This is a genomic window from Pantoea sp. X-Soil-TKNS-1207 (assembly GCF_059730485.1).
Genome location: NZ_AP035958.1, coordinates 4,277,311 through 4,298,894 on the forward strand (window position 1 = coordinate 4,277,311; position 21,584 = coordinate 4,298,894).

At 54.2% G+C, this 21,584-nt stretch carries 20 protein-coding genes; 8 read left to right on the forward strand and 12 right to left on the reverse strand.

Annotated elements, in window-relative coordinates:
* Window positions 1-42: 42 nt before the first annotated feature.
* Window positions 43-1,725, forward strand: a complete 1,683-nt coding sequence (locus tag AC6I8V_RS19950) for an AsmA family protein (protein ID WP_497843891.1) — start codon at window positions 43-45, stop codon at window positions 1,723-1,725.
* A gap of 37 nt (window positions 1,726-1,762) precedes the next feature.
* Here AC6I8V_RS19950 and fabY read toward each other — a convergent pair whose 3' ends face one another.
* The 5 genes from fabY to typA form a co-directional block, all read right to left on the reverse strand.
* The gene (fabY, locus tag AC6I8V_RS19955) at window positions 1,763-2,710 is read right to left on the reverse strand and encodes a fatty acid biosynthesis protein FabY (RefSeq protein ID WP_497843892.1); all 948 of its coding nucleotides are present in this window, start codon (window positions 2,708-2,710) and stop codon (window positions 1,763-1,765) included.
* Window positions 2,711-2,769: 59 nt separating this feature from the next.
* The gene (dtd, locus tag AC6I8V_RS19960) at window positions 2,770-3,207 is read right to left on the reverse strand and encodes a D-aminoacyl-tRNA deacylase (RefSeq protein WP_497843893.1); all 438 of its coding nucleotides are present in this window, start codon (window positions 3,205-3,207) and stop codon (window positions 2,770-2,772) included.
* Complete coding sequence (locus AC6I8V_RS19965) at window positions 3,204-4,070, reverse strand: virulence factor BrkB family protein (protein WP_497845892.1); 867 nt, start codon at window positions 4,068-4,070, stop codon at window positions 3,204-3,206. Before AC6I8V_RS19965 ends, dtd begins: the two co-directional genes overlap by 4 nt.
* Before the next feature lie 6 nt (window positions 4,071-4,076).
* The gene (yihX, locus tag AC6I8V_RS19970) at window positions 4,077-4,673 is read right to left on the reverse strand and encodes a glucose-1-phosphatase (RefSeq protein WP_497843894.1); all 597 of its coding nucleotides are present in this window, start codon (window positions 4,671-4,673) and stop codon (window positions 4,077-4,079) included.
* Between the two features lie 243 nt (window positions 4,674-4,916).
* The gene (gene typA, locus AC6I8V_RS19975; protein ID WP_497843895.1) at window positions 4,917-6,737 is read right to left on the reverse strand and encodes a ribosome-dependent GTPase TypA; all 1,821 of its coding nucleotides are present in this window, start codon (window positions 6,735-6,737) and stop codon (window positions 4,917-4,919) included.
* A 438-nt stretch (window positions 6,738-7,175) separates the two neighbouring features.
* Between typA and glnA the strand changes: the two genes are divergently transcribed.
* The 4 genes from glnA (at window position 7,176) to AC6I8V_RS19995 (ending at window position 11,418) form a co-directional block, all read left to right on the forward strand.
* The gene (glnA, locus tag AC6I8V_RS19980; RefSeq protein WP_084878041.1) at window positions 7,176-8,585 is read left to right on the forward strand and encodes a glutamate--ammonia ligase; all 1,410 of its coding nucleotides are present in this window, start codon (window positions 7,176-7,178) and stop codon (window positions 8,583-8,585) included.
* A 139-nt stretch (window positions 8,586-8,724) separates the two neighbouring features.
* Window positions 8,725-9,774, forward strand: coding sequence for a nitrogen regulation protein NR(II) (glnL, locus tag AC6I8V_RS19985; protein WP_497843896.1), 1,050 nt, complete (start codon window positions 8,725-8,727; stop codon window positions 9,772-9,774).
* A 7-nt stretch (window positions 9,775-9,781) separates the two neighbouring features.
* Complete coding sequence (glnG, locus tag AC6I8V_RS19990) at window positions 9,782-11,191, forward strand: nitrogen regulation protein NR(I) (RefSeq protein WP_013511066.1); 1,410 nt, start codon at window positions 9,782-9,784, stop codon at window positions 11,189-11,191.
* Between the two features lie 101 nt (window positions 11,192-11,292).
* Window positions 11,293-11,418 (forward strand): YshB family small membrane protein, encoded by a 126-nt coding sequence (locus tag AC6I8V_RS19995; RefSeq protein WP_497843897.1) that lies wholly within the window; start codon window positions 11,293-11,295, stop codon window positions 11,416-11,418.
* A gap of 31 nt (window positions 11,419-11,449) precedes the next feature.
* On the opposite strand, the gene hemN is transcribed toward AC6I8V_RS19995, so the two are convergent.
* Window positions 11,450-12,823 carry an oxygen-independent coproporphyrinogen III oxidase gene (gene hemN, locus AC6I8V_RS20000; RefSeq protein ID WP_497843898.1) on the reverse strand — a complete coding sequence of 458 codons (1,374 nt, stop codon included), beginning with the start codon at window positions 12,821-12,823 and terminating at the stop codon, window positions 11,450-11,452.
* Between the two features lie 236 nt (window positions 12,824-13,059).
* Window positions 13,060-13,578 carry a Der GTPase-activating protein YihI gene (yihI, locus tag AC6I8V_RS20005; RefSeq protein WP_497843899.1) on the reverse strand — a complete coding sequence of 173 codons (519 nt, stop codon included), beginning with the start codon at window positions 13,576-13,578 and terminating at the stop codon, window positions 13,060-13,062.
* A 638-nt stretch (window positions 13,579-14,216) separates the two neighbouring features.
* On the opposite strand from yihI, the gene yihA reads away from it, so the two are divergent.
* Entirely contained in the window at window positions 14,217-14,858 is a 642-nt protein-coding gene (gene yihA, locus AC6I8V_RS20010) for a ribosome biogenesis GTP-binding protein YihA/YsxC (protein WP_497843900.1), read from the forward strand.
* A gap of 86 nt (window positions 14,859-14,944) precedes the next feature.
* On the opposite strand, the gene spfP is transcribed toward yihA, so the two are convergent.
* From spfP to AC6I8V_RS20035, 5 genes are all read right to left on the reverse strand, one after another.
* Window positions 14,945-14,992, reverse strand: coding sequence for a small protein SpfP (spfP, locus tag AC6I8V_RS20015; RefSeq protein ID WP_071892919.1), 48 nt, complete (start codon window positions 14,990-14,992; stop codon window positions 14,945-14,947).
* 276 nt (window positions 14,993-15,268) lie between these two features.
* The gene (polA, locus tag AC6I8V_RS20020) at window positions 15,269-18,055 is read right to left on the reverse strand and encodes a DNA polymerase I (protein WP_497843901.1); all 2,787 of its coding nucleotides are present in this window, start codon (window positions 18,053-18,055) and stop codon (window positions 15,269-15,271) included.
* A gap of 369 nt (window positions 18,056-18,424) precedes the next feature.
* The gene (gene dsbA / locus AC6I8V_RS20025; RefSeq protein WP_497843902.1) at window positions 18,425-19,054 is read right to left on the reverse strand and encodes a thiol:disulfide interchange protein DsbA; all 630 of its coding nucleotides are present in this window, start codon (window positions 19,052-19,054) and stop codon (window positions 18,425-18,427) included.
* A gap of 29 nt (window positions 19,055-19,083) precedes the next feature.
* Window positions 19,084-20,070: a serine/threonine protein kinase gene (locus tag AC6I8V_RS20030; RefSeq protein ID WP_497845893.1), complete on the reverse strand. Its 987-nt coding sequence runs from the start codon at window positions 20,068-20,070 to the stop codon at window positions 19,084-19,086.
* Between the two features lie 46 nt (window positions 20,071-20,116).
* A complete protein-coding gene (locus AC6I8V_RS20035) occupies window positions 20,117-20,392 on the reverse strand; it encodes a YihD family protein (protein WP_497843903.1) in 276 nt (91 codons plus the stop codon).
* Window positions 20,393-20,463: 71 nt separating this feature from the next.
* Here AC6I8V_RS20035 and mobA point away from each other — a divergent pair, with 71 nt between their 5' ends.
* The gene (gene mobA, locus AC6I8V_RS20040) at window positions 20,464-21,039 is read left to right on the forward strand and encodes a molybdenum cofactor guanylyltransferase MobA (protein WP_497843904.1); all 576 of its coding nucleotides are present in this window, start codon (window positions 20,464-20,466) and stop codon (window positions 21,037-21,039) included.
* Entirely contained in the window at window positions 21,036-21,545 is a 510-nt protein-coding gene (gene mobB, locus AC6I8V_RS20045) for a molybdopterin-guanine dinucleotide biosynthesis protein MobB (protein ID WP_497843905.1), read from the forward strand. The genes mobA and mobB overlap by 4 nt, the downstream gene beginning before the upstream one ends.
* The last annotated feature ends 39 nt before the right edge of the window (window positions 21,546-21,584 follow it).

Here is a 21,584-nt window from a genome sequence, read left to right on the forward strand (position 1 = left end):
GCATAACAGCATCTCACCGGATAAAAGATCGGGATGGATGCGATGAAATTTCTTGGCAAGTTTTTCCTTACCTTACTGCTGCTGATTCTGCTGGCCCTGGTTGTCTTGTATGTGTTGCTGCAAACACAATGGGGCGCGGGCTGGTTTAGCCGTTGGGTGAGCGATAAAACGGCCTGGCATCTCTCTCTGAGCAAAATCGAACACAACTTCTCTTCGCCCTCCCACATCATCCTTGATGACTTTAGCTTTGGTCACGACGGTCAGCCTGCGGTGCTGGTCGCCAAACGTGTCGATCTCGGACTGGCGCTGGTGCAGTTCAGCGATCCACTGCATTTCAGCAGCATTGAACTGCGCGATGGCGAAGTGAACCTGGCTAACCTGACGCCGGATAACGCCCTGCCGATGCAGGCCAACCGCCTGCAACTCAATAATATGCGCATCGACAGCCCCGGCAGCGCGCTACCCATGTACGCGCGCCAGGTGAACGGCGGCATTGTGCCGTGGAAGCCGACGGGCAGCGATATGATGGGCAGCGATGCCCAGTTCCAGATGAGCGCCGGGGAGATGACCCTGGATGGCGTCAAAGGCAATAACGTGCTGTTGCAGGGCAACGTGGCGCAGCGTCGTCTGGTGCTGAGTAACATTGGCGCCGATCTGGCGCGCGGCTCGATGACCGGCAATGCCGAGCGCGACGCGCAGGGCAACTGGAAGATTAACCAGCTGCGCCTCAATGATATCCGCATGCAAACCCATAAAAGCCTGCCTGACTTCCTCACGCCGCTGAGCGACGTCCCTTCCGTCAGCATTAGTCGCCTCGATATGACCGATGCGCGCCTGCAGGGGCCAGACTGGGCGGTGACCGATCTTGATTTAACCCTGAAAAACCTGACGTGGCGCGGCAATGACTGGCAGAGCGATGACGGCTCGCTGGCGATGAACGCGGGTAACTTTATTAACGGCGCTTTTGAGCTGAACGATCCGATCGTCAATGCGGATTTTTCGTCACAGGGCATCGCACTGACGCAGTTCAGTTCACGCTGGGCCAACGGCGTGATCCGCGCCAGCGGCAGCTGGACGCGCAGCGACAAACGTCTGACGCTGGATGAGCTGGCGGTTGCCGGGCTGGAATATACCCTGCCGCAGAACTGGCGCGATCGCTGGCAGCAGGCGTTGCCAACATGGCTGGATAGCGTGCTGGTAAAACGCGTGACCGCCAATCGCAACCTGATCATTGATATCAATCCGACGTTCCCGTTCCAGATGACGGCGCTGGATGGCAACGGGGATAACCTGCTGCTGGCTCGTCAGCAGCAATGGGGGATCTGGGCGGGTAAAGCCAGTTTTAACGCGGCCGAAGCCACCTTCAATCGTACCGATTTGCGCCATCCGTCGATCAGCTTTAACGCGGATGACCAGCAGATTCAGGTCAGTGAGTTGAGCGCCTTTAACGGCAACGGTTTGCTGGAAGGAACGGCTACCGTCGGCCAGCAGGCGCAGCGTCCGTTAACGCTGAATCTGAAAGGCCAGGCAGTCCCGGCGAATGTGTTGCAGAACTGGGGCTGGCCCGCGCTGCCGCTGAGTGGGAATAGCAATTTGCAGTTGCAGATCAACGGCTCACTCAGTGCCGCTGCGCCGCTGCGGCCGAGTGTCAATGGAAGCCTGTCGGTAACCACGGATACGCAGTCGGTGCAGCAGACCATACATGGCGGGCAGGTTCACCCGTAAAGCGAGGAGCCGGTCGCCCTCAATGGCGACCGCGACCTTAATCAATACGCGCGCCGGACCCACCCTCTTCCAGTGGTCCCTGCGGATCGGCAGGCAGCACGATATAGACCCCTTCAAACACCGCCCCTAACTCTTCATCGCCAAACAGCTCAACCTCCATCTGCACGCGCGCTTTACGCCCACGCGCCAGACGGTCGAGATCGCCGCTGAGCGAGCCAAGGTCAGCAATCGCGCCCGGACGGCCGCTGATTGGCTTGCTGTACCGAATATGCGCATCGGCGAGGATGATGGTGCCGCCCAGATGACGTTCGCGCAGCAGCAGCCAGATCAATCCCCAGCCGGTGAGTGTGGCCAGCGAGAACAGGCTGCCGGCAAACAAGGTGTGATGGGGGTTTTGGTTGCCGGTTTCCGGCATGGTGGTAACAAATTTCTGTCCGGTGTACTGGAGAATGCGCACACCCATTTTTTCGCTCAGCGGGATATGTTCATACCATGCCTGCTGCAACTGTCCACACCAGTCGGCGCGGTGCAGGATATCATCGAGCGTTACTACCGGTTTGATCATCAGGAAATGGCGTACCGGCGTGGTTTGTGGCGCGGTGATTTCGCCCTGGTTGACGTATCCCAGCTTGGCAAAAAACTCGACGGCATCTTCGCGCGCGCTACAGGTCACGCGTTTCGCCCCTTCCTGACGCGCCACGGACTCCAGCGTCATCGCCACCAGCGTACCCAGCCCTTTGCCCTGCACGGAAGGGTGCACGGCGAGGAAACGGATCGCCGCTTCGTTTTCAGCGTTGATATACAGCCGTCCAACCGCCACCGGTTTACCCTGCTCATCCACCACCATCTGGTGATGAGCCAGCGCATCCCAGGCATCACGTTCGGAACCCTGCGGCTGGCGCAGCGGCTTTCGTAACATTTCCCAGCGGAACTGGTAGTACATATCCAGTTCTTCGGCAGTTTGCGGTACGCGAAGATGATACATAAAGTGATTCTCTCGTTCGGAGCTTGCGTGGCCGATCCCTTGCCGCTCTGCTGAAAACCTCACACCTGCAACCAAAAGGTCACCGGACCATCGTTAACCAGCTCAACCTGCATATTGGCGGCAAAGCGGCCGTTGGCGGTAGTCACGCCCTGCTCACGGCAGCATGTGCTGAAATAGTGATAGAGGCGCTCGGCTTCAACCGGTTCCGCGCCGCCAGAGAAGGAAGGCCGCATCCCTTTTTGCGTGTCAGCGGCCAGCGTGAACTGTGAAACCACCAGCACGCTGCCGCCCGCCTGCTGTACGTTGAGATTCATTTTGTCGTTCTCGTCACCAAAGATGCGATAGCCCAGCACCCGCTCGCACAACCGTTGTGCTTTTTGTTCGTCGTCGCCCTTTTCAACACCCAGTAATACCAGCAAACCGGCGCCAATCTCTCCCACAATCGCGTTGTCGACGCTGACACTGGCGCGACTGACGCGTTGAATTAAAGCAATCATGTTTCCTCTCGTTCTTTTTCTCGTTCGCGCTGTTTTAGCTGACGATAATCGTCCAGCGTGACGGTAATTTCCGCGCCTAACAACACAATACACCAGGTCCAGTAAACCCACAGGAACAGAATCGGGATTACCGCTAACACCCCGTAAATTAACTGATACGAAGGGAACATCGTAACATAGAGCGCGAAACCCTTTTTGCCCAGCTCAAAGAGCAGGCCCGCAACAATCGCACCCACCAGCGCATCGCGCGGGGGGACACGACGCGTAGGCACAATGCTATACAGCAGCCAGAATGCGAGGATCGAGAGTAACAGGGGAAAGATGCGCAGCACTTGTTCGATCAGGCTGTAGACGCCAGAAGCGTTCACCCAGCGCAGCGACAGCAGATAAGAACTGATGGCCAGACTGGCCCCCGCCAGCAGCGGGCCAAGCGTCAGAATCATCCAGTACACCGCAAACGAGTACACCATGGGGCGCTGTTTATCGCTGCGCCAGATAGTGTTCAGCGCACTGTCGACGGAGTGCATCAGCAGCAGCGCCGTGACAATCAGGCCAACCGCCCCCACGGCGGTCATCTTGTTAACGTTAGCGACGAACTGCTCCAGATAGCGCTGGATGGTATTGCCTGCCGCCGGCATAAAGTTGGTGAAGATGAAGTTTTTCAGCTGAACGCTGATATCGGAGAACACCGGAAACGCGGCAAACAGCGCAAACACCACCGCGATCAGCGGCACCAGCGCCAGCAAAGAGACGTAGGCGAGGTTACCCGCCTGCGTCGTCATTTTGTCTTCATCAATCCGCCGCCACAGCAGCTTTACCCACAGGAAAAACGCATGTGAGGAGTGGCGCAGATGTCGCAGCAGCTTCACTCAGAGACGACCTGCAAGCCAGTCAGGCACGGTTTTGCTGTCGGTGACCAGCACGCTTTCAATGCCGAGAGCGCGTGCCGCTTCGATATTCGCGCGGTTATCATCAAAGAACACCGCCTGATCAGCGGTAAAGCCTTCGTGTTCCAATACATGCTGATAGATGCGTGCTTCCGGTTTGCGCATACCGATATCCTGCGACATATACAGCTTGTCGGCCGCCTGTTGCACCTCGGGAAATTGCGTCGGCCAGAACTCATAATGCAGCTGGTTGGTATTGGAGAGGATCACCACGCGATGACCATTGGCGCGTAGCTGGTTCATCAGCGCCAGCGTCTCCGCGCGTACGTCGACAAACACCGCCTGCCAGCCTGCGGTGAACTGTTCATAACTGAGTGCGACGTCCAGCTGTTCGCACAGCCGGGCGGCGAACTGCTGATCGCTGATTTCACCGCGTTCGTGTTGTTCGAAGGCGTCATCCATGCGAAAGCGACTTTGCAGCAGCGCCAGCGGCACCCGCCCCAGGTCACTCCAGACACCCAGCACACGGTTAAAATCAATATCAACAATCACATTGCCTAAATCAAAGATGTAGAGCATGACGCCTCCTTTATATTCCCTGGATCATTCACTCTAGCGGCAAATGTGGAGGCTGAACAGGCGGCGCGGCGCTGATTTCCGCGATCTGGAAGCGTGCGCACCCTTCACCTTCCCCGCCTGGCGGCGGTTGAGCGACGAAAACATTACCTGACGTTATCAGATTACTTCCCAGCGGAGCGCAGCGGCTTTCGGCCATAAAAAAAGCCCCGCATAGCGGGGCTTCTTCAATACGTTCGTTATCGCTTAGTCTTTACCGCCGCGAGACGCACGCTTACGGTCGTTCTCGGTCAGGTGACGTTTACGAATACGGACTGACTGTGGAGTCACTTCTACCAGTTCGTCGTCATCGATAAACTCGATAGCCTGCTCCAGCGTCATCTTCTGCGGTGGAACCAGAGTGGTCGCTTCATCAGTACCTGACGCACGCATGTTGGTCAGTTTCTTACCGGTCAGGCAGTTTACAGTCAGGTCGTTAGAACGGCTGTGAATACCGATGATCTGACCTTCGTAAACTTCTGCACCGTGACCCAGGAACAGCTTACCGCGATCTTGCAGACCGAACAGGGCGAAGGCTACCGCTTTACCCTGACCGTTGGAGATCAGCACGCCGTTCTGACGCTGGCCCACTTCGCCCGGACGCACGTCGTCGTAGTGGCTGAAGGTGGAGTACAGCAGACCCGTACCCGAGGTCATGGTCATAAATTCGTTACGGAAGCCGATCAGGCCACGGCTTGGGATCACGTAGTCGAGACGTACGCGGCCTTTGCCATCCGGATCCATGTTTTTCAGGTCGCCTTTACGCTCACCCATCGCCTGCATCACAGAACCCTGATGGGTTTCTTCGATGTCGAGGGTCACGTTTTCAAACGGCTCCTGCTTACGGCCTTCGAATTCACGGAAGATAACTTTCGGACGGGATACCGCCAGTTCGTAACCTTCACGACGCATGTTTTCGATCAGAACGGACAGGTGCAGCTCGCCACGACCGGAAACGCGGAACGCGTCAGCATCTGCGGTTTCTTCCACACGCAGCGCAACGTTGTGTACCAGCTCTTTGTTCAGACGCTCCAGAATCTGGCGCGACGTAACGTACTTACCTTCTTTACCGCAGAACGGCGAGGTATTTACGTTAAAGAACATGGTTACCGTCGGCTCATCAACGCTCAGGGCTGGCAGCGCTTCCACATTCTGCGTGTCGCAGATGGTGTCAGAGATGTTCAGCTCACCCAGACCGGTGATTGCAATGATGTCGCCAGCTTCAGCCAGGTCAGTTTCGATACGTTCCAGACCGAGGTGGCCCAGCACTTTACCGACTTTCGCGTTGCGGGTTTTGCCTTCGCTATCGATGACAGTAACCTGCTGGTTCGGCTTCACTTTACCGCGTTTAATACGGCCGATGCCGATAACGCCCAGGTAGTTGTTGTAGTCCAGCTGAGAGATCTGCATCTGCAGCGGAGCTTCAACTTCAACCAGCGGCGGAGAAACGTGGTCAACAATCGCCTGATACAGCGGGGTCATGTCGTCTGCCATGTCGGTGTGATCCAGACCGGCGATACCATTCAGCGCTGAGGCGTAAATGATCGGGAAGTCCAGCTGCTCGTCAGTCGCATCGAGATTAACGAACAGGTCAAATACCTGATCAACCACCCAATCCGGACGTGCGCCTGGACGGTCGATTTTGTTGATCACCACAATCGGCTTCAGGCCGTGGGCGAACGCTTTTTTGGTCACGAAGCGGGTTTGCGGCATCGGGCCATCCATCGCATCGACAACCAACAGCACCGAGTCCACCATGGACATCACGCGCTCAACTTCACCACCGAAGTCGGCGTGTCCCGGGGTATCAACGATGTTGATACGGTAATCATTCCATTTGATTGCGGTGTTTTTCGCGAGGATGGTAATCCCACGCTCTTTCTCCAAATCGTTGGAGTCCATCACACGCTCAGTCGCTTCGGTACGGGCGTCGAAAGTACCGGACTGTTGCAGCAGTTTATCAACCAGGGTGGTCTTACCATGGTCAACGTGCGCGATGATGGCGATGTTACGCAAATTTTCGATCACAGCTTTGCCTCAGGCATTATAGAAATAACGCGGTATTGTACACGGATTAAGCGGAAGACTGAACACGATCACAGATTTCGCCTAAAGTTTCTTAGAGTGCTGGTTTTTAGCACCAATTGCGGTGCATTAATCTGCACTGCAATGGCATTTTGCACCGAAATGGTGCCTAAATATGCTTACAAGGCACCATTTCGGTGCACCGCTTCCATCCTGGTGCAGCCACCGACTCACGACAGGGCGCATTACAGCGCGATTTTACCCACACTTTAAAAGTTGGCACAGAATTCGCTTTAGTATACCTAAGCGAAAACGACAGTTGCACAACGGTTGAAGAGCTTGCCGAGATCTTTGGTTAGGAGATGTCAGAATCCATGGCACATTCCAGGCAACTAAGTTCTCTCACCACGACGACAATGACAATTTCCAGGAGAGTTGAGTATGTCCGCTGAACACGTTCTCTCGATGATGAACGAGCACGAAGTTAAGTTTGTTGACCTGCGTTTTACCGATACCAAAGGTAAAGAACAGCACGTTACTATCCCTGCTCATCAGGTTAACGCTGACTTCTTCGAAGAAGGCAAAATGTTCGATGGCTCCTCCATCGGTGGCTGGAAAGGCATTAACGAATCAGACATGGTGCTGATGCCGGACGCAACCACTGCCGTTCTGGATCCGTTCTTCGAAGACCCGACGCTGATCATCCGTTGTGACATCCTTGAGCCAGGCACCATGCAGGGCTACGATCGCGACCCGCGTTCCATCGCAAAGCGCGCTGAAGATTTCCTGCGTTCATCTGGCATCGCTGATACCGTACTGTTTGGACCTGAGCCGGAATTCTTCCTGTTCGATGACATCCGTTTCGGTTCTTCTACTTCAGGTTCACACGTTGCTATCGACGATATCGAAGCAGCATGGAACACCGGTAAAGAATACGAAGGCGGTAACAAAGGTCACCGTCCGGGTATCAAAGGCGGTTACTTCCCGGTTCCTCCGGTTGACTCAGCTCAGGACATCCGTTCTGCCATGTGTCTGACCATGGAACAGATGGGTCTGGTGGTTGAAGCTCATCACCACGAAGTAGCAACTGCTGGTCAGAACGAAGTGGCTACCCGCTTCAACACCATGACCAAAAAAGCTGACGAAATTCAGATCTACAAATACGTTGTTCACAACGTTGCTCACGCTTACGGCAAAACTGCAACCTTCATGCCGAAGCCGATGTTCGGTGACAACGGTTCAGGTATGCACTGCCACATGTCTCTGTCTAAAGGCGGCGTGAACCTGTTCTCTGGCGACAAATACGGCGGCCTGTCTGAAACTGCTCTGTTCTACATCGGCGGTATCATCAAGCACGCTAAAGCCATCAACGCCCTGGCAAACCCGACCACCAACTCCTACAAGCGTCTGGTCCCAGGCTATGAAGCTCCGGTAATGCTGGCTTACTCTGCCCGTAACCGTTCTGCTTCAATCCGTATCCCGGTTGTTGCCAGCCCGAAAGCGCGTCGTATCGAAGCACGCTTCCCGGACCCGGCTGCTAACCCGTACCTGGCATTCACCGCTCTGCTGATGGCTGGCCTCGACGGCATCATCAACAAGATCCACCCGGGCGATGCTATGGACAAAAACCTGTATGACCTGCCGCCGGAAGAAGAAGCTGAGATTCCAAAAGTAGCGGGTTCTCTGGAAGAAGCGCTGAACTGCCTGAACGAAGACCGCGAGTTCCTGACCCGTGGTGGCGTGTTCACTGACGACGCTATCGACGCTTACATCGAACTGCGTAAGTCTGAAAACGACCGCGTTCGCATGACGCCGCACCCGGTAGAGTTCGAGCTGTACTACAGCGTTTAATTTCCAGAAGATTTTTTGTTGCCGTGGAAACTTTCAGCCCATCTTCGGATGGGCTTTTTTCACCACGAATTCATCGTTCATATGACGGGTTTTACGCCCAAAGACTATAATGCACTAAATTAGTGCAGAGGAACGCTGTATGGCAACTGGCACGCTGCCCGATGCGGGGCAGATTCTCAACTCCCTGATTAACAGTATTTTGCTGGTTGATGACGATCTTGTTATTCACTACGCCAATCCAGCGGCGCAGCAATTACTGGCTCAAAGTTCACGAAAATTATTCGGCACGCCGTTACCAGAATTAACGGGCTATTTTTCGCTGAATATTGAGGTGATGCGCGAGAGTCTAGAGGCTGGCCAGGGCTTTACGGACAGCGAAGTGACCTTAGTGGTTGATGGCCGCGCGCATATTATGTCGCTCACGGCACAGCGTCTGCCCGATGGCTTTCTCCTGCTGGAAATGGCGCCGATGGATAATCAGCGACGTCTCAGTCAGGAACAGATTCAGCATGCTCAGCAGGTCGCCGCCCGCGATTTGGTACGTGGTCTGGCTCACGAAATTAAAAATCCGCTGGGAGGTTTACGTGGCGCCGCGCAGTTATTATCCCGCGCCCTGCCCGACCCTTCGCTGAATGAATATACCAAGGTAATTATTGAGCAAGCCGATCGCCTGAGAAATCTGGTGGATCGTTTACTTGGCCCGCAGCAGCCCGGTTTGCATGTAACCCAAAGCATCCATCAGGTGGCTGAGCGCGTGGTCAATCTGGTGTCGATGGAGTTGCCGGATAACGTTTCGCTGGTGCGTGATTACGACCCCAGCCTGCCGGAATTGCCACACGACCCGGATCAAATTGAGCAGGTTCTGCTGAATGTAGTACGCAACGCGCTTCAGGCGTTGGGTGAAGAAGGCGGCACAATTATTATCCGCACCCGCACGGCGTTCCAGCTGACGCTGCATGGTGTGCGATATCGCCTGGTGGCACGCATTGATATCGAAGATGACGGCCCAGGCATTCCGGCTCAACTGCAGGATACGCTGTTCTATCCGATGGTGAGCGGGCGCGAAGGCGGCACCGGTTTAGGTCTGTCGATTGCCCGCAGTCTGATCGATCAGCATTCGGGAAAAATAGAATTTAACAGTTGGCCTGGTCACACCGAATTCTCGGTTTACCTGCCTATTCGCCAGTGAGGTTTCTATGCAACGAGGGATAGTCTGGATCGTCGATGACGATAGCTCCATCCGCTGGGTGCTTGAACGTGCGCTCACTGGAGCCGGTTTGAGCTGTGCAACCTTTGACAGCGGTAACGAAGTGCTGGAAGCGCTTTCGACCAAAACCCCAGATGTTTTATTGTCAGATATTCGCATGCCGGGCATGGATGGGTTGGCGCTGCTGAAGCAAATTAAACAACGTCATCCCATGCTGCCGGTCATCATTATGACGGCACACTCCGATCTGGATGCCGCCGTTAGCGCTTATCAGCAGGGGGCATTTGATTACCTGCCGAAGCCGTTCGATATCGATGAAGCGGTGGCGCTGGTTGAACGCGCTATCAGCCATTATCAGGAACAGCAGCAGCCGCGCAATCAGCCGGTGAGCGGCCCGACCACCGATATCATCGGTGAAGCGCCCGCGATGCAGGACGTTTTCCGCATTATTGGCCGTCTGTCGCGCTCATCCATCAGCGTGCTGATCAACGGTGAATCCGGCACCGGTAAAGAACTGGTGGCACATGCCCTGCATCGCCACAGCCCGCGTGCCAAAGCGCCGTTTATCGCCCTGAATATGGCGGCAATCCCGAAAGACCTGATTGAGTCCGAACTGTTTGGCCACGAGAAAGGCGCGTTTACCGGCGCTAATCAGATTCGCCAGGGACGTTTTGAGCAGGCCGATGGCGGAACGCTGTTCCTCGATGAGATTGGCGATATGCCGCTCGACGTGCAGACACGCCTGCTGCGTGTGCTGGCTGATGGTCAGTTCTATCGTGTTGGCGGCTATGCGCCGGTCAAAGTGGATGTCCGTATCATTGCGGCGACCCACCAGAACCTGGAAATGCGCGTGCAGGAAGGCAAGTTCCGTGAAGATCTGTTTCATCGTCTGAACGTGATTCGTGTGCATCTGCCGCCGCTGCGTGAGCGCCGTGAAGACATTCCGCGTCTGGCGCGCTACTTCTTACAGGTTGCTGCGCGTGAACTGGGCGTGGAAGCGAAGATCCTGCACCCGGAAACCGAAGCGGCGCTGACGCGTCTGCACTGGTCAGGGAACGTGCGCCAGCTGGAAAACACCTGTCGCTGGTTGACGGTGATGGCGGCGGGCCAGGAAGTGTTGATTCAGGATCTGCCAGCAGAACTGTTCGAATCCAGCACCCCGGAAAGCCCGGTGCAGTCGCTGCCGGATAGCTGGGCCACGCTGCTGGCGCAATGGGCGGATCGCGCGCTGCGTTCCGGTCATCAAAACCTGTTGTCAGAAGCCCAGCCGGAGATGGAGCGCACGCTGCTCACCACGGCTTTGCGTCATACCCAGGGCCATAAACAGGAAGCGGCACGCTTGCTCGGTTGGGGTCGCAATACCCTGACGCGCAAACTGAAAGAGCTGGGAATGGAGTAAAAGTGTAAAAAGGCTGTTTGTTGCACAATTTTTACGCTTGCCCCATCTGTACAGACCGGTGCCGTTCAGTATCATACGGGCGGCAATCGGGAGAAGAGAACATGTTCCAGTCAGTCATCCAGATGATCACGCACAATGTCGCGGCGATCGGCAGCGCGGCCAGCCATTCACCGCAGGCCGCCATTGCAGCCGTGCTGTGCGCCATCACAGTGAGTCTGTTCAGTTAACAGAAAGGGAGCGCTACGCTCCCTTTCTTGTTTATATCACCCGCGAAAACTGCTGCTGTCGCGCCTTCTGCCGCAGATACGCATCAAAGCACATACAGATATTACGAATCAGCAAACGGCCAATCCCGGTAACGGTTAAACCGTGCGCATCCTGCTCCAGCAGACCATCGGCCACCAGCGGTGCCAGCAACGCCAAATCCTCAGCAAATCGGCTGTTAAATTCGATAGGCCATTGCGCCTCAACGGCTGCGTAGTCGAGCGCGAAGTTGCAGATCAGCGCCTTGATGACATCGCGGCGCAGGCAATCATCGTCACTCAGCGTCAAACCGCGCCACAGCGCGTTGCCCTGGGTTTCCACACTGGCGTACCAGGTTTTCAGCTCTTTGTGGTTCTGCGCGTAGCTGTCGCCAATCATGCTAATTGCCGAGACTCCCAGGCCAAGCAGATCCGTTTCCCCCTGGGTGGTGTATCCCTGGAAATTACGGTGCAGCTTACCGGCACGCTGGGCTACCGCCAGCTCATCGTCCGGGCGCGCGAAGTGGTCCATGCCAATAAACTGATAACCTTCGCCGGTTAAGGTGGCGATAGTCTGTTGCAGAATCGCCAGCTTTTGCCTCGCGCTGGGCAGCTCATCTTCTTTGATTTTGCGCTGCGCCGCGAATAGCGCGGGCAGATGCGCGTAGTTGAAGACGCTAAGACGGTCAGGATTGAGGGCGATAACGCGTTGCAGCGTGAAAGCGAAGCTCTCCGGCGTTTGCAGCGGCAGGCCGTAGATAAGATCGATGCTGACCGAGCGGAAGCCCTGCTCGCGTGCGCGCTGCACCAGCGCAAAGATCATCGCCTCGTCCTGCACGCGATTAACCTTCTCCTGCACCGCTTTGTTGAAATCCTGCACCCCCATGCTAAGGCGGTTGAAGCCCAGCGCGCGCAGGTGATCGATCATCTCCAGCTCGATTTCCCGCGGATCGACCTCGATCGACATTTCCACATCATCGGCAAGAGTAAAATGGCTGCGCAACAATGCCACCAGCCGGCTGACCTGCTGCTGGTTGAGGAAGGTCGGTGTGCCGCCGCCCCAGTGCAGCTGCGTAACAAGACGACCGGCAAATAGCGGCGCGCGCTGTCGGATCTCCTGCTCCAGTACATCAAGATAGCGATCGGCCTTGTGCAGCTGGCGCGTGACGATTTTGTTGCAGCCGCAGAAGTAGCACAAGCGATGACAAAACGGGATGTGGACGTAAAGCGAGAGCGGGCGATCAGGGTAGCGCGCGACGGCCTGCTGAAAATCAGCGTCGCCAAAATGCTCACTGAATTCCAGCGCGGTGGGATAAGAGGTGTAGCGTGGACCCGCGTAATTGTACTTTTCAATTAACCGCTGATCCCATTCAATCTGCTGCGATGACATGCTCAATCCTTACGGTGACGTTGTCGGAGAATGGGTCGCGATACAGAAGAATGAACAGGGCGTCGGGCAACAACCCGGCGCAAACGCGACTTCCGACGCGACAGGCGGCGTAGTTTAAACAATAAGCCGATTAGATAACATGTCAGCAGCAGCGCTAAAATTGATCCAGGCCAAAACATCGGTGAATACCTGTTAAGCGTGGCATACGCAAAAGCGCATGCCGATCAAAACCGGTGTTAATTGCCTTTCAGCAGACGCATCATATCTTCTTCCGCCTGCTCATCGTCGGCGTCATCATCAAGCTCGATGCCAAGTATCTCCATCAGCTCGTCGATGCGGTCCAGAGTTTCATCCAGCCATGCCTGCTCTTCAGCGCTTAGCGTCTCACCGTTTTCGAGGCGATCCAGCAAGGTGTCCAGGCGCTCGTCGTTTTCCAGCTTTGCCAGTTCTTCCTGCGGCGTCAGACGGACTTTTTCCGCTTTCGGCTTAGGTGCTGGTTTTTTCACGGGCTGCGCCGTCTGGCCATCGGCCACTAAAGCAACCGGCTTCTTGCTGCCAAGGCGTGGATCCTGACCTTGTTTACCCTGCCCTTTACCAGCAGCTTGTTTTTCCGGATTCGCACGGCTACCCGCCGTATGACCACGGTGCTTTTTATCGCGTTTACGATCGCGCGCTTCCTGATTCAAATCTTCACGTGATTTGCGTTTCGCTTTCGCAGCAGGTTTGCCACGCGGGGCTTGTGCAGGTTGCTTCATGGTGTCGGGTCTCGGCGGTTTTTAATCAGTATACACCCGTCATATTTCAGCTGGCAGATGCGTTGACGCCCCCAGGGATGGCTGAGCTTACCGTCTTTCTGCGCCGCGAATTATTCAGAGTAGAATTGCGGCGAAATCTAGCAGAAAGCAGGCAAAGAAAAAAGGCGACAGCCTATGCTGTCGCCTTATTTCGCACCTTCTACTGAAGGAATCATGAGATAAATCCATTATGGCTCGCAACGTCCCGGTTATTCCTTCGCCACATCGCTCCTGCGAATCTCCGTGTCCTTGTCCGATTCGTGCCTGAATCGCTTCCTGCCTTGCTCCTCGTCACCCCCGACACTCCTGAGCACATCATCCTGATGGGTGCATCCATGCACTGACAACAAATGTAGACCAATAGGTAAAATGAACAAGAGAGACTTGTCTTTGATTTAAAGAGAAAAAGTCGGATATTTCATTAACACATTGAATATAAAAGATAAATAACCCATCCCTTGTTACTTGTATCGGTAATGACTGGCAGCACTTATCGCATATCTCTTACAAAATGGCGCGTTAAGACGCTATTGGGCACTTTTGCGCCATAACAGGTATACTCTGCGCCATTGCCTGAATCATTTAGCTGGAGTTTTACTTTGTCTGCTTTGAACTATCACGTTACCCATTTTGTTCTCAGTGCCCCGGATATTCGCCACTTGCCCGCTGACAGCGGCATCGAAGTCGCCTTTGCCGGTCGCTCAAACGCCGGCAAATCCAGCGCGCTGAATACCCTGACGAATCAGAAAGGCCTGGCGCGCACCAGTAAAACGCCGGGACGTACCCAGCTGATCAACCTGTTCGAGGTTGTGGAAGGCAAACGTCTGGTGGATTTACCCGGTTACGGCTACGCAGAAGTCCCGGAAGAGATGAAGCGCAAATGGCAGCGTGCGCTGGGTGAATACCTGCAAAAACGTCAGGCGCTGAAAGGTCTGGTGGTGTTGATGGATATTCGCCATCCACTGAAAGATCTCGACCAGCAGATGATTGAGTGGGCGGTGCAGAGCGAGATCCCGGTGTTAATGCTGCTGACCAAAGCCGACAAGCTGGCTTCTGGCGCGCGTAAGGCACAGCTGAATATGGTGCGCGAAGCGGCACTGGCTTTTCAGGGCGATGTGCAGGTGGAGATGTTCTCTTCACTGAAGAAGCTGGGTGTCGATAAGCTGCGTCAAAAACTGGATATCTGGTTTAGTGAGCTGGAACCGGCTCAGGAAGGCGATGGCGACGACGCCACTGCGTAAACGCCAGCGGGTTTAATCGCCCGCATTTTTCAGATAACGCCCAATAAAAAACGCCCCAGTCATAAATGACTGGGGCGGCTAAATATTCAGCCAAATCCGATTACGTGAAGTAAAAGGTCTGAAAGATAGAACATCTTACCTCTGTACCCTACGCGATAAACTTTACCTGATTTTTCCTGACCAACAAAGGGTTTTTTGTTGTTAACTTTCAGGAATCGACATCATTTTTACCAGGTCCGTCACAAAATTACGCACCCACTGTAGTTTAATTACTAAAAAAATGCTTAGACGTTAAGTAGTTACAAAACGCGCATTTTACAGGCGGCTTTTGCGCGTTGCTGAACCGATTAAGTAAACTTTTTTCTTATGACAATGTCATAAGCGGCATTTCACCGCCTATGGGCTGTTTCTTAATGTGCCTGGTCCCAGTTATCGCCAGTGCCCACCTCAACCTGCAACGGTACGTCCAGCTTCATACTGCCTTCCATCAGTTGACGGATCTTGTCGCTGGCGCTGGTCACCGCATCCTGATGAATCTCAAACACCAGTTCATCGTGCACCTGCATGATCATTCTCACCGCATCATCATTCTGCTGTAGCAGCCAGCCATCGACCGCAATCATCGCACGCTTGATAATGTCCGCCGCCGTTCCCTGCATTGGTGCGTTGATCGCCGCGCGTTCTGCCGCTTTACGGCGGATGGCATTGCTGGAGTTGATATCCGGCAGCCATAAACGACGGCCATCCAGCGTCTCGACATAGCCTTTCTCAGCCGCCTGCGCGCGCGTCTCTTCCATATAGCGCAACACGCCCGGATAGCGTTCAAAGTAGAGATCCATATACTTTTTCGCTTCACCCGCGCCAATATTGAGCTGGCGTGACAGGCCGAATGCGCTCATGCCGTAGATCAGGCCAAAGTTAATGGCTTTCGCGCTGCGACGTTGCTCACCAGATACCTTGCTAAGCGCCACGCCAAACACTTCAGACGCGGTGGCGCGGTGAATGTCTTCCCCTTGTGCGAAAGCGTCCAGCAGCCCCTTGTCCTGCGACAGATGCGCCATGATGCGCAGTTCAATCTGCGAGTAGTCCGCCGCGACAATGCGCTTATCCGGCCCGGCAATAAACGCCTGGCGAATACGGCGACCCTCGTCATTACGCACCGGGATGTTTTGCAGGTTAGGATCGGTGGAAGAGAGACGGCCGGTTGCCGTCACGGCCTGGTGATATGAGGTGTGCACACGGCCGGTGAGGGGATTGATCATCAGCGGCAGTTTGTCGGTGTAAGTCGATTTCAGCTTCGACAGACCGCGATGTTCCAGAATCACTTTTGGCAGCGGATAGTCGAGCGCCAGTTCCGCCAGCACTTCTTCGCTGGTTGATGGCGCGCCGCCTGGGGTTTTCTTCGTCGGCTTAATCCCCTGTTTCTCAAACAGGATGGTTTGCAGCTGTTTGGTTGAGGAGAGATTAAAGGGTTCGCCAGCCAGCTCGTGCGCTTTCAGCTCCAGCTCTGCCAGACGCGCCGTTAGCTCCTGTGAATGCTTCGCCAGGATGTTCGGATCAATCAGTACGCCGTTACGCTCGATACGGGAGATGACCTTCAGCAGCGGCATCTCAATCTCTTCGAAGATCTTTTTCGGACCCGCTTCTTTCTCCAGCTCTGGCCACATCTTCAGGTGCAGCTGCAATGTGACATCGGCATCTTCCGCGGCGTAGTGCGCAGCCTGCTCGATGGCAATCTGATTAAACGTCAGCTGCTTTTTGCCCTTACCGGCAATCTCTTCAAAGGTCACGGTTTTATGGTTCAGCCAGCGAGCCGCCAGGCTGTCCATATCGTGCCTGCCAGCCACGCTATTCAGGCTGTACGACTCCAGCATAGTGTCGAATTTGATGCCGTTCAGCTCGATATCATAGTTCTTCAGCACACCACGATCGTATTTGAGATTTTGCCCGACTTTAGCGGCCTTATTATCTTCCAGCAGCGGTTTCAGCTGCGCCAGTACCGTTGCGCGATCCAGCTGATCGGGGGCATCAAGATAATCATGCGCTACCGGCAGATAGGCGGCTTCGCCTGGCGCCACGGCGAACGCGATGCCGACGATGCTGGCGCTGAGCGTATCCAGTGAGTCTGTTTCCAGATCAAAAGCAAAAACGTCACTGTGCTTCAGCTTCTCCAGCCAGCTGGCAAAGGTGGCTTCATCAAGAATGGTGACATAGCCATCGGACGACAGCACGCTTGCGGTTTCTGTCGCCGCAGCAGACTCATCCGGCAATGCCTGCTGCGCCTGCGCGTTGCTCTTTTTGCCCTGCAACCATTTACCTTCCTGTAGGTCCGCCAGCCAGCGTTTGAATTCATAGCGGCTGAACAGGGTTTGCAGCACCGTCACATCTGGCTCGTTAACCGTCAGCTGTTCACAGGTCAGCTCCAGCTCCACATCGGTTTTGATGGTCGCCAGCTGATAGGAAAGGAACGCCATATCGCGATTCTGTTCCAGCTTCGCCGCCATGGTTTTAGCACCGCGGAAAGAGAGATCGGCCACTTTATCCAGGTTGTCGTAGATGGTCTGCATCCCCCCCAGCCCCTGCAACAGCGCCTGAGCCGTCTTCTCGCCCACGCCTGGCACGCCGGGAATGTTGTCCGAGCTGTCACCCATCATGGCGAGGAAATCGATAATCAGTGAGGGCGGCACACCGTATTTCTGCTCAACTTCTTCCGGACCCAGCACCGTATTGTTCATGGTGTTGATGAGCGTAATGCCTGGCGTAACCAGCTGTGCCATATCCTTATCACCGGTGCTGATCAGCACCGCGCGGCCCTGCTTTTCGGCTGCCAGCGCCAGGGTTCCAATGACGTCATCCGCCTCTACACCGGATACCGCCAGCAGCGGAAGCCCCATCGCTTTTACCATTTCATGCAGGGGGGCGATCTGCGCACGCAAATCATCAGGCATCGGTGGACGGTGAGATTTGTAGTTCTCAAATAACTCATCGCGGAATGTTTTGCCTTTCGCATCGAAGACCACAGCGACGTGGCTGGGTTGATACTGCATCAACAGGCTTTTCAGCATGTTGAGCACACCATACATGGCGCCTGTTGGCTCGCCTGCGCTATTGGTCAGCGGCGGAAAGGCATGATATGCCCGGTAGAGATAGGAGGATCCGTCTACCAGAATCAGGGGATTTTCTGCAATGTGCGCCATAAGTTTGATTTTTCTTCGTTGCGATTAAGAGGCCTATAAGGATGCCATAACCAGAGGCGAATGTTGAATTTGCGCCGGGAGAAGTCGTGCTTTTTCGTCGTTACGCGGGATGGATCGCAAGGATCGAATTGTGGATAACTTTGTGCGTAAATTTCATAACGTATTGTTATTTACGTTATTCGCAAGTAATTTACACATAAAAAATATTACAATTCAGCCAGTTACCAACTTGCTGTGATACGGGACATCTTTTTGAAAAGACGATCGTCCATGTGGATATTAACCACAAAGTTAACCGCAGGAGGGAATATAAAGGGAATACGGACTAATAAAAAACGCCGACTTAGTCGGCGTTCTTAACTGATCAAATCAGTTCTTTTCTACCAGGAATTTAACGACGTTGGCGTAATCAGCAACGAAATTATCCATAGAACTGGTATCGAGACCGCCGTTGTTGACCATATATTTGCCATTGATAAACACGGCCGGTACGCCTTGCAGATTAACGTCAGAAGCTGCCTTCTGCTGCTGTGCAACCAGCGCTTTTACAGCGAAGCTATTCCACGCCGCATCATAATCTTCAGAAGAAATACCCGCCGCTTTGATAAAGGTATCTTTCAGGCTGGCCGCATCGGTTACGGTCTGCGTTTTCTGAATGCCGTCAAAGATCGGGGCCGAGACTTTATCTTCAACACCCAGCGCCATCGCCACTGCCCATGCGTGTGTTACCACCGGACCAAAATCGCCACCGAGGAAATCAACGTGGTATTTGGTCACTTTAGTGTTGGCCGGCAGGTTCTTTTTCATGGCATCGCTGACATGGTAAACGCGTTCGAACTGATAGCAATGCGGGCAGAAGAAGGAGAAAAACTCCATTACCTGCGGTTCACCAGCGATGGGTTTCGGCAGCGTGACATACTGCTTACCATCGTTAAATTGTGCGGCAGAGACACTAAATGCCAGCATCAAACCTACCAGCGCGAACCAAATCTTTTTCATCGTGAAAAATTCTCCTGACTACTTCTTCATTAAAATTGCGGGCTAAGCTGCAACGGCGGTTCGTGTAACAGCTTCTCCTGCTCGGTAAAAAGTGCAATTTGCCGACGCCAGAAATCCTCATCTGTCATCCAGGGGAAAGCGCGCGGAAAAGCAGGATCCTGCCAGCGGCGCACGACCCAGGCTAAATAATAAACCATGCGCATCGCGCGTAAAGGCTCAATCAGTGACAATTCATGACTATCGAAGTCACTGAATTCATTATAAGCCTCCAGCAAAATATCCCACTGAATACGTTGCTCCTGACGATCGCCGCTGATCAGCATCCACAGATCCTGTACCGCCGGTCCGGTGCGCGCATCATCAAGATCGACAAACATCGGTCCATCACGCCATAGAATATTGCCGGGATGGCAGTCACCATGCAATCGCAGCGGCTGCCAGCGCGTATGCCAGCATTGCTGCAAAGTGTGATTCAGTTTATCCACCGCAGCCAGTAATGGCGCTTTGAGGGCGGCAGGCACCAGAAGGCTTTGCTCCAGTTGCTGACGTGGTTGCAGAATATATTCATCTAAACCGATTGTCGGGCGTTGCTGAAAATCATCCTGGCGACCGGTTTGGTGGATACGCCCCAGAAAACGGCCAACCCACTCCATCTGTTCTTCATTATCGGTTTCGTACTGCCGTCCACCCAGGCTGGGAAATACCGCAAACATAAAGCCTGCGTGGCTATTCAGGGTATTTCCCTGTAATTCCAGCGGTGCGGCGACCGGTACTTCATCCGCCAGTAAATCATGGGCAAACTGGTGTTCTTCCGCAATCTGACCGGCGCTCCAGCGCTGCGGGCGATAGAACTTCACCACGTAACGACGTTTTTCATCATCGCTGAATTGATAGACGCGGTTTTCATAGCTGTTGAGGGCGGTTAAACCAGATTCGACGCGCAGACCCGTCTCCCAAAGTGCATCAAGGATGACATCAGGATTCAACGTCTGGAAATTAAAGGCGGCTTCGCTCATCATTTGGCCTATGTGTTACCTTTGCTGTTAACGCGCAAGGATAACACTACTCATCGTCCTTAATCACACCGCGTGCACGTAATAGCGCCGTTTTGAAGTCCACTTCATAATCCTTTTTCAGACCGGGAATTTCAGCATCACTGGCGGCCTCACGCATTTTGAGATGGTAAATCAATATGTCGTCGGTTAATTCACTTAATGGGCCACTGAAACCTGATTCCTGCGCCAGTTTTTGTAAAAATGCCAACAGGTTAAGATCAGACTCTTTCTGCCATGCCGGTTGCAGGAGTTCGAGCAGTTCATTCAAACGGTGATATTTCATGATTGATTCCTTTATGCAGGTGTTGGGCTGCCAGCCTGTAAGTATCGTCCAGTATCGGTGAGGAGACGCACATGACAGCATTAACCGGCGTGATTCTGGCGGGTGGCCGCGGACGCCGTATGGGGGGTGAGGATAAAGGGTTGCTGCTTTTGCAGGGTGAACCTCTTTATCAACACGTTCTGCGACGTTTCAGACCACAGGTCAATATTGTGTTGATAAGCGCCAACCGTAACATTGATCGCTATCACTCAAGTGGCTGTCAGGTTGTCACCGATTCACTGCCGGATTATCCCGGACCGCTGGCGGGTATGCTGAGCGGTTTACGTCACAGCAAAACTGAATGGGTTGCCTTCTGTGCCTGTGATACGCCCTGGATCCCGGACGATTTCGTTGCGCGCTTGTGGCAGCAAAAAGCTGATGCGCCCGCGGTGTGGGTGAAGTCTTCCGAGCGCGATCATCCGGCATTGGCGCTGGTGAATCGCGCATTAGCAGATAATCTCGAAGCCTGGCTGTTAAGCGGGGAACGGCGTCTGATGCAATTTTTACGGGAAAATGGCGGCCATGCCGTAGCCTTTAGCGACCCCGAATCAGCATTTCGCAATATCAATACGCCTGATGATTTGCGTGACGAGGAAATACCATCATGACGCTACCTTTGCTGGCGATTGCCGCCTGGAGCGGCACCGGTAAAACTACTCTGCTGGAAAAGGTCATCCCATTGCTTAAAGAGCGTGGTGTCCGCCCAGGATTGATCAAACATACACATCATCATATGGATGTGGATACACCGGGGAAGGATAGTTATGTGTTGCGCAAAGCCGGGGCCGATCAGGTGATCGTTGCCAGCCGCCAGCGCTGGGCATTGATGTGCGAAACACCGGAGGAGCCGCTGAGTCTGACGCAACTGGCGGCACGTATGGACAGCTCTGCGCTTGATTTGGTGCTGGTTGAGGGATTTAAAGATGAGCCGGTTGCGAAGATCGTGTTGTGGCGGGCGGGTATTAAGGGAGAGATTACAGATCTGCTGGATGAGTATGTGATTGCCGTGGCTAGCGATGCAGATCTCAGCATCCCGGTTCCATTATTGGATATTAATCAACCGGATCAGGTTGCTGAGTTCATCGCTCAATGGCTTAATTTACCTGAAAATTAACGATTTTTGCCGATCTGCAGACGTAAAAAAGCCCTGAAC

Coding starts and splice junctions, on each gene's coding strand:
- AC6I8V_RS19950 (WP_497843891.1), top strand. CDS start 43: ATGAAATTTCTTGGCAAGTTTTTCCTTACCTTACTGCTGCTGATTCTG.
- fabY (WP_497843892.1), bottom strand. CDS start 2,710: ATGTATCATCTTCGCGTACCGCAAACTGCCGAAGAACTGGATATGTAC.
- dtd (WP_497843893.1), bottom strand. CDS start 3,207: ATGATTGCTTTAATTCAACGCGTCAGTCGCGCCAGTGTCAGCGTCGAC.
- yihX (WP_497843894.1), bottom strand. CDS start 4,673: ATGCTCTACATCTTTGATTTAGGCAATGTGATTGTTGATATTGATTTT.
- glnA (WP_084878041.1), top strand. CDS start 7,176: ATGTCCGCTGAACACGTTCTCTCGATGATGAACGAGCACGAAGTTAAG.
- glnL (WP_497843896.1), top strand. CDS start 8,725: ATGGCAACTGGCACGCTGCCCGATGCGGGGCAGATTCTCAACTCCCTG.
- glnG (WP_013511066.1), top strand. CDS start 9,782: ATGCAACGAGGGATAGTCTGGATCGTCGATGACGATAGCTCCATCCGC.
- AC6I8V_RS19995 (WP_497843897.1), top strand. CDS start 11,293: ATGTTCCAGTCAGTCATCCAGATGATCACGCACAATGTCGCGGCGATC.
- hemN (WP_497843898.1), bottom strand. CDS start 12,823: ATGTCATCGCAGCAGATTGAATGGGATCAGCGGTTAATTGAAAAGTAC.
- yihI (WP_497843899.1), bottom strand. CDS start 13,578: ATGAAGCAACCTGCACAAGCCCCGCGTGGCAAACCTGCTGCGAAAGCG.
- polA (WP_497843901.1), bottom strand. CDS start 18,055: ATGGCGCACATTGCAGAAAATCCCCTGATTCTGGTAGACGGATCCTCC.
- dsbA (WP_497843902.1), bottom strand. CDS start 19,054: ATGAAAAAGATTTGGTTCGCGCTGGTAGGTTTGATGCTGGCATTTAGT.
- AC6I8V_RS20030 (WP_497845893.1), bottom strand. CDS start 20,070: ATGAGCGAAGCCGCCTTTAATTTCCAGACGTTGAATCCTGATGTCATC.
- AC6I8V_RS20035 (WP_497843903.1), bottom strand. CDS start 20,392: ATGAAATATCACCGTTTGAATGAACTGCTCGAACTCCTGCAACCGGCA.
- mobA (WP_497843904.1), top strand. CDS start 20,464: ATGACAGCATTAACCGGCGTGATTCTGGCGGGTGGCCGCGGACGCCGT.
- mobB (WP_497843905.1), top strand. CDS start 21,036: ATGACGCTACCTTTGCTGGCGATTGCCGCCTGGAGCGGCACCGGTAAA.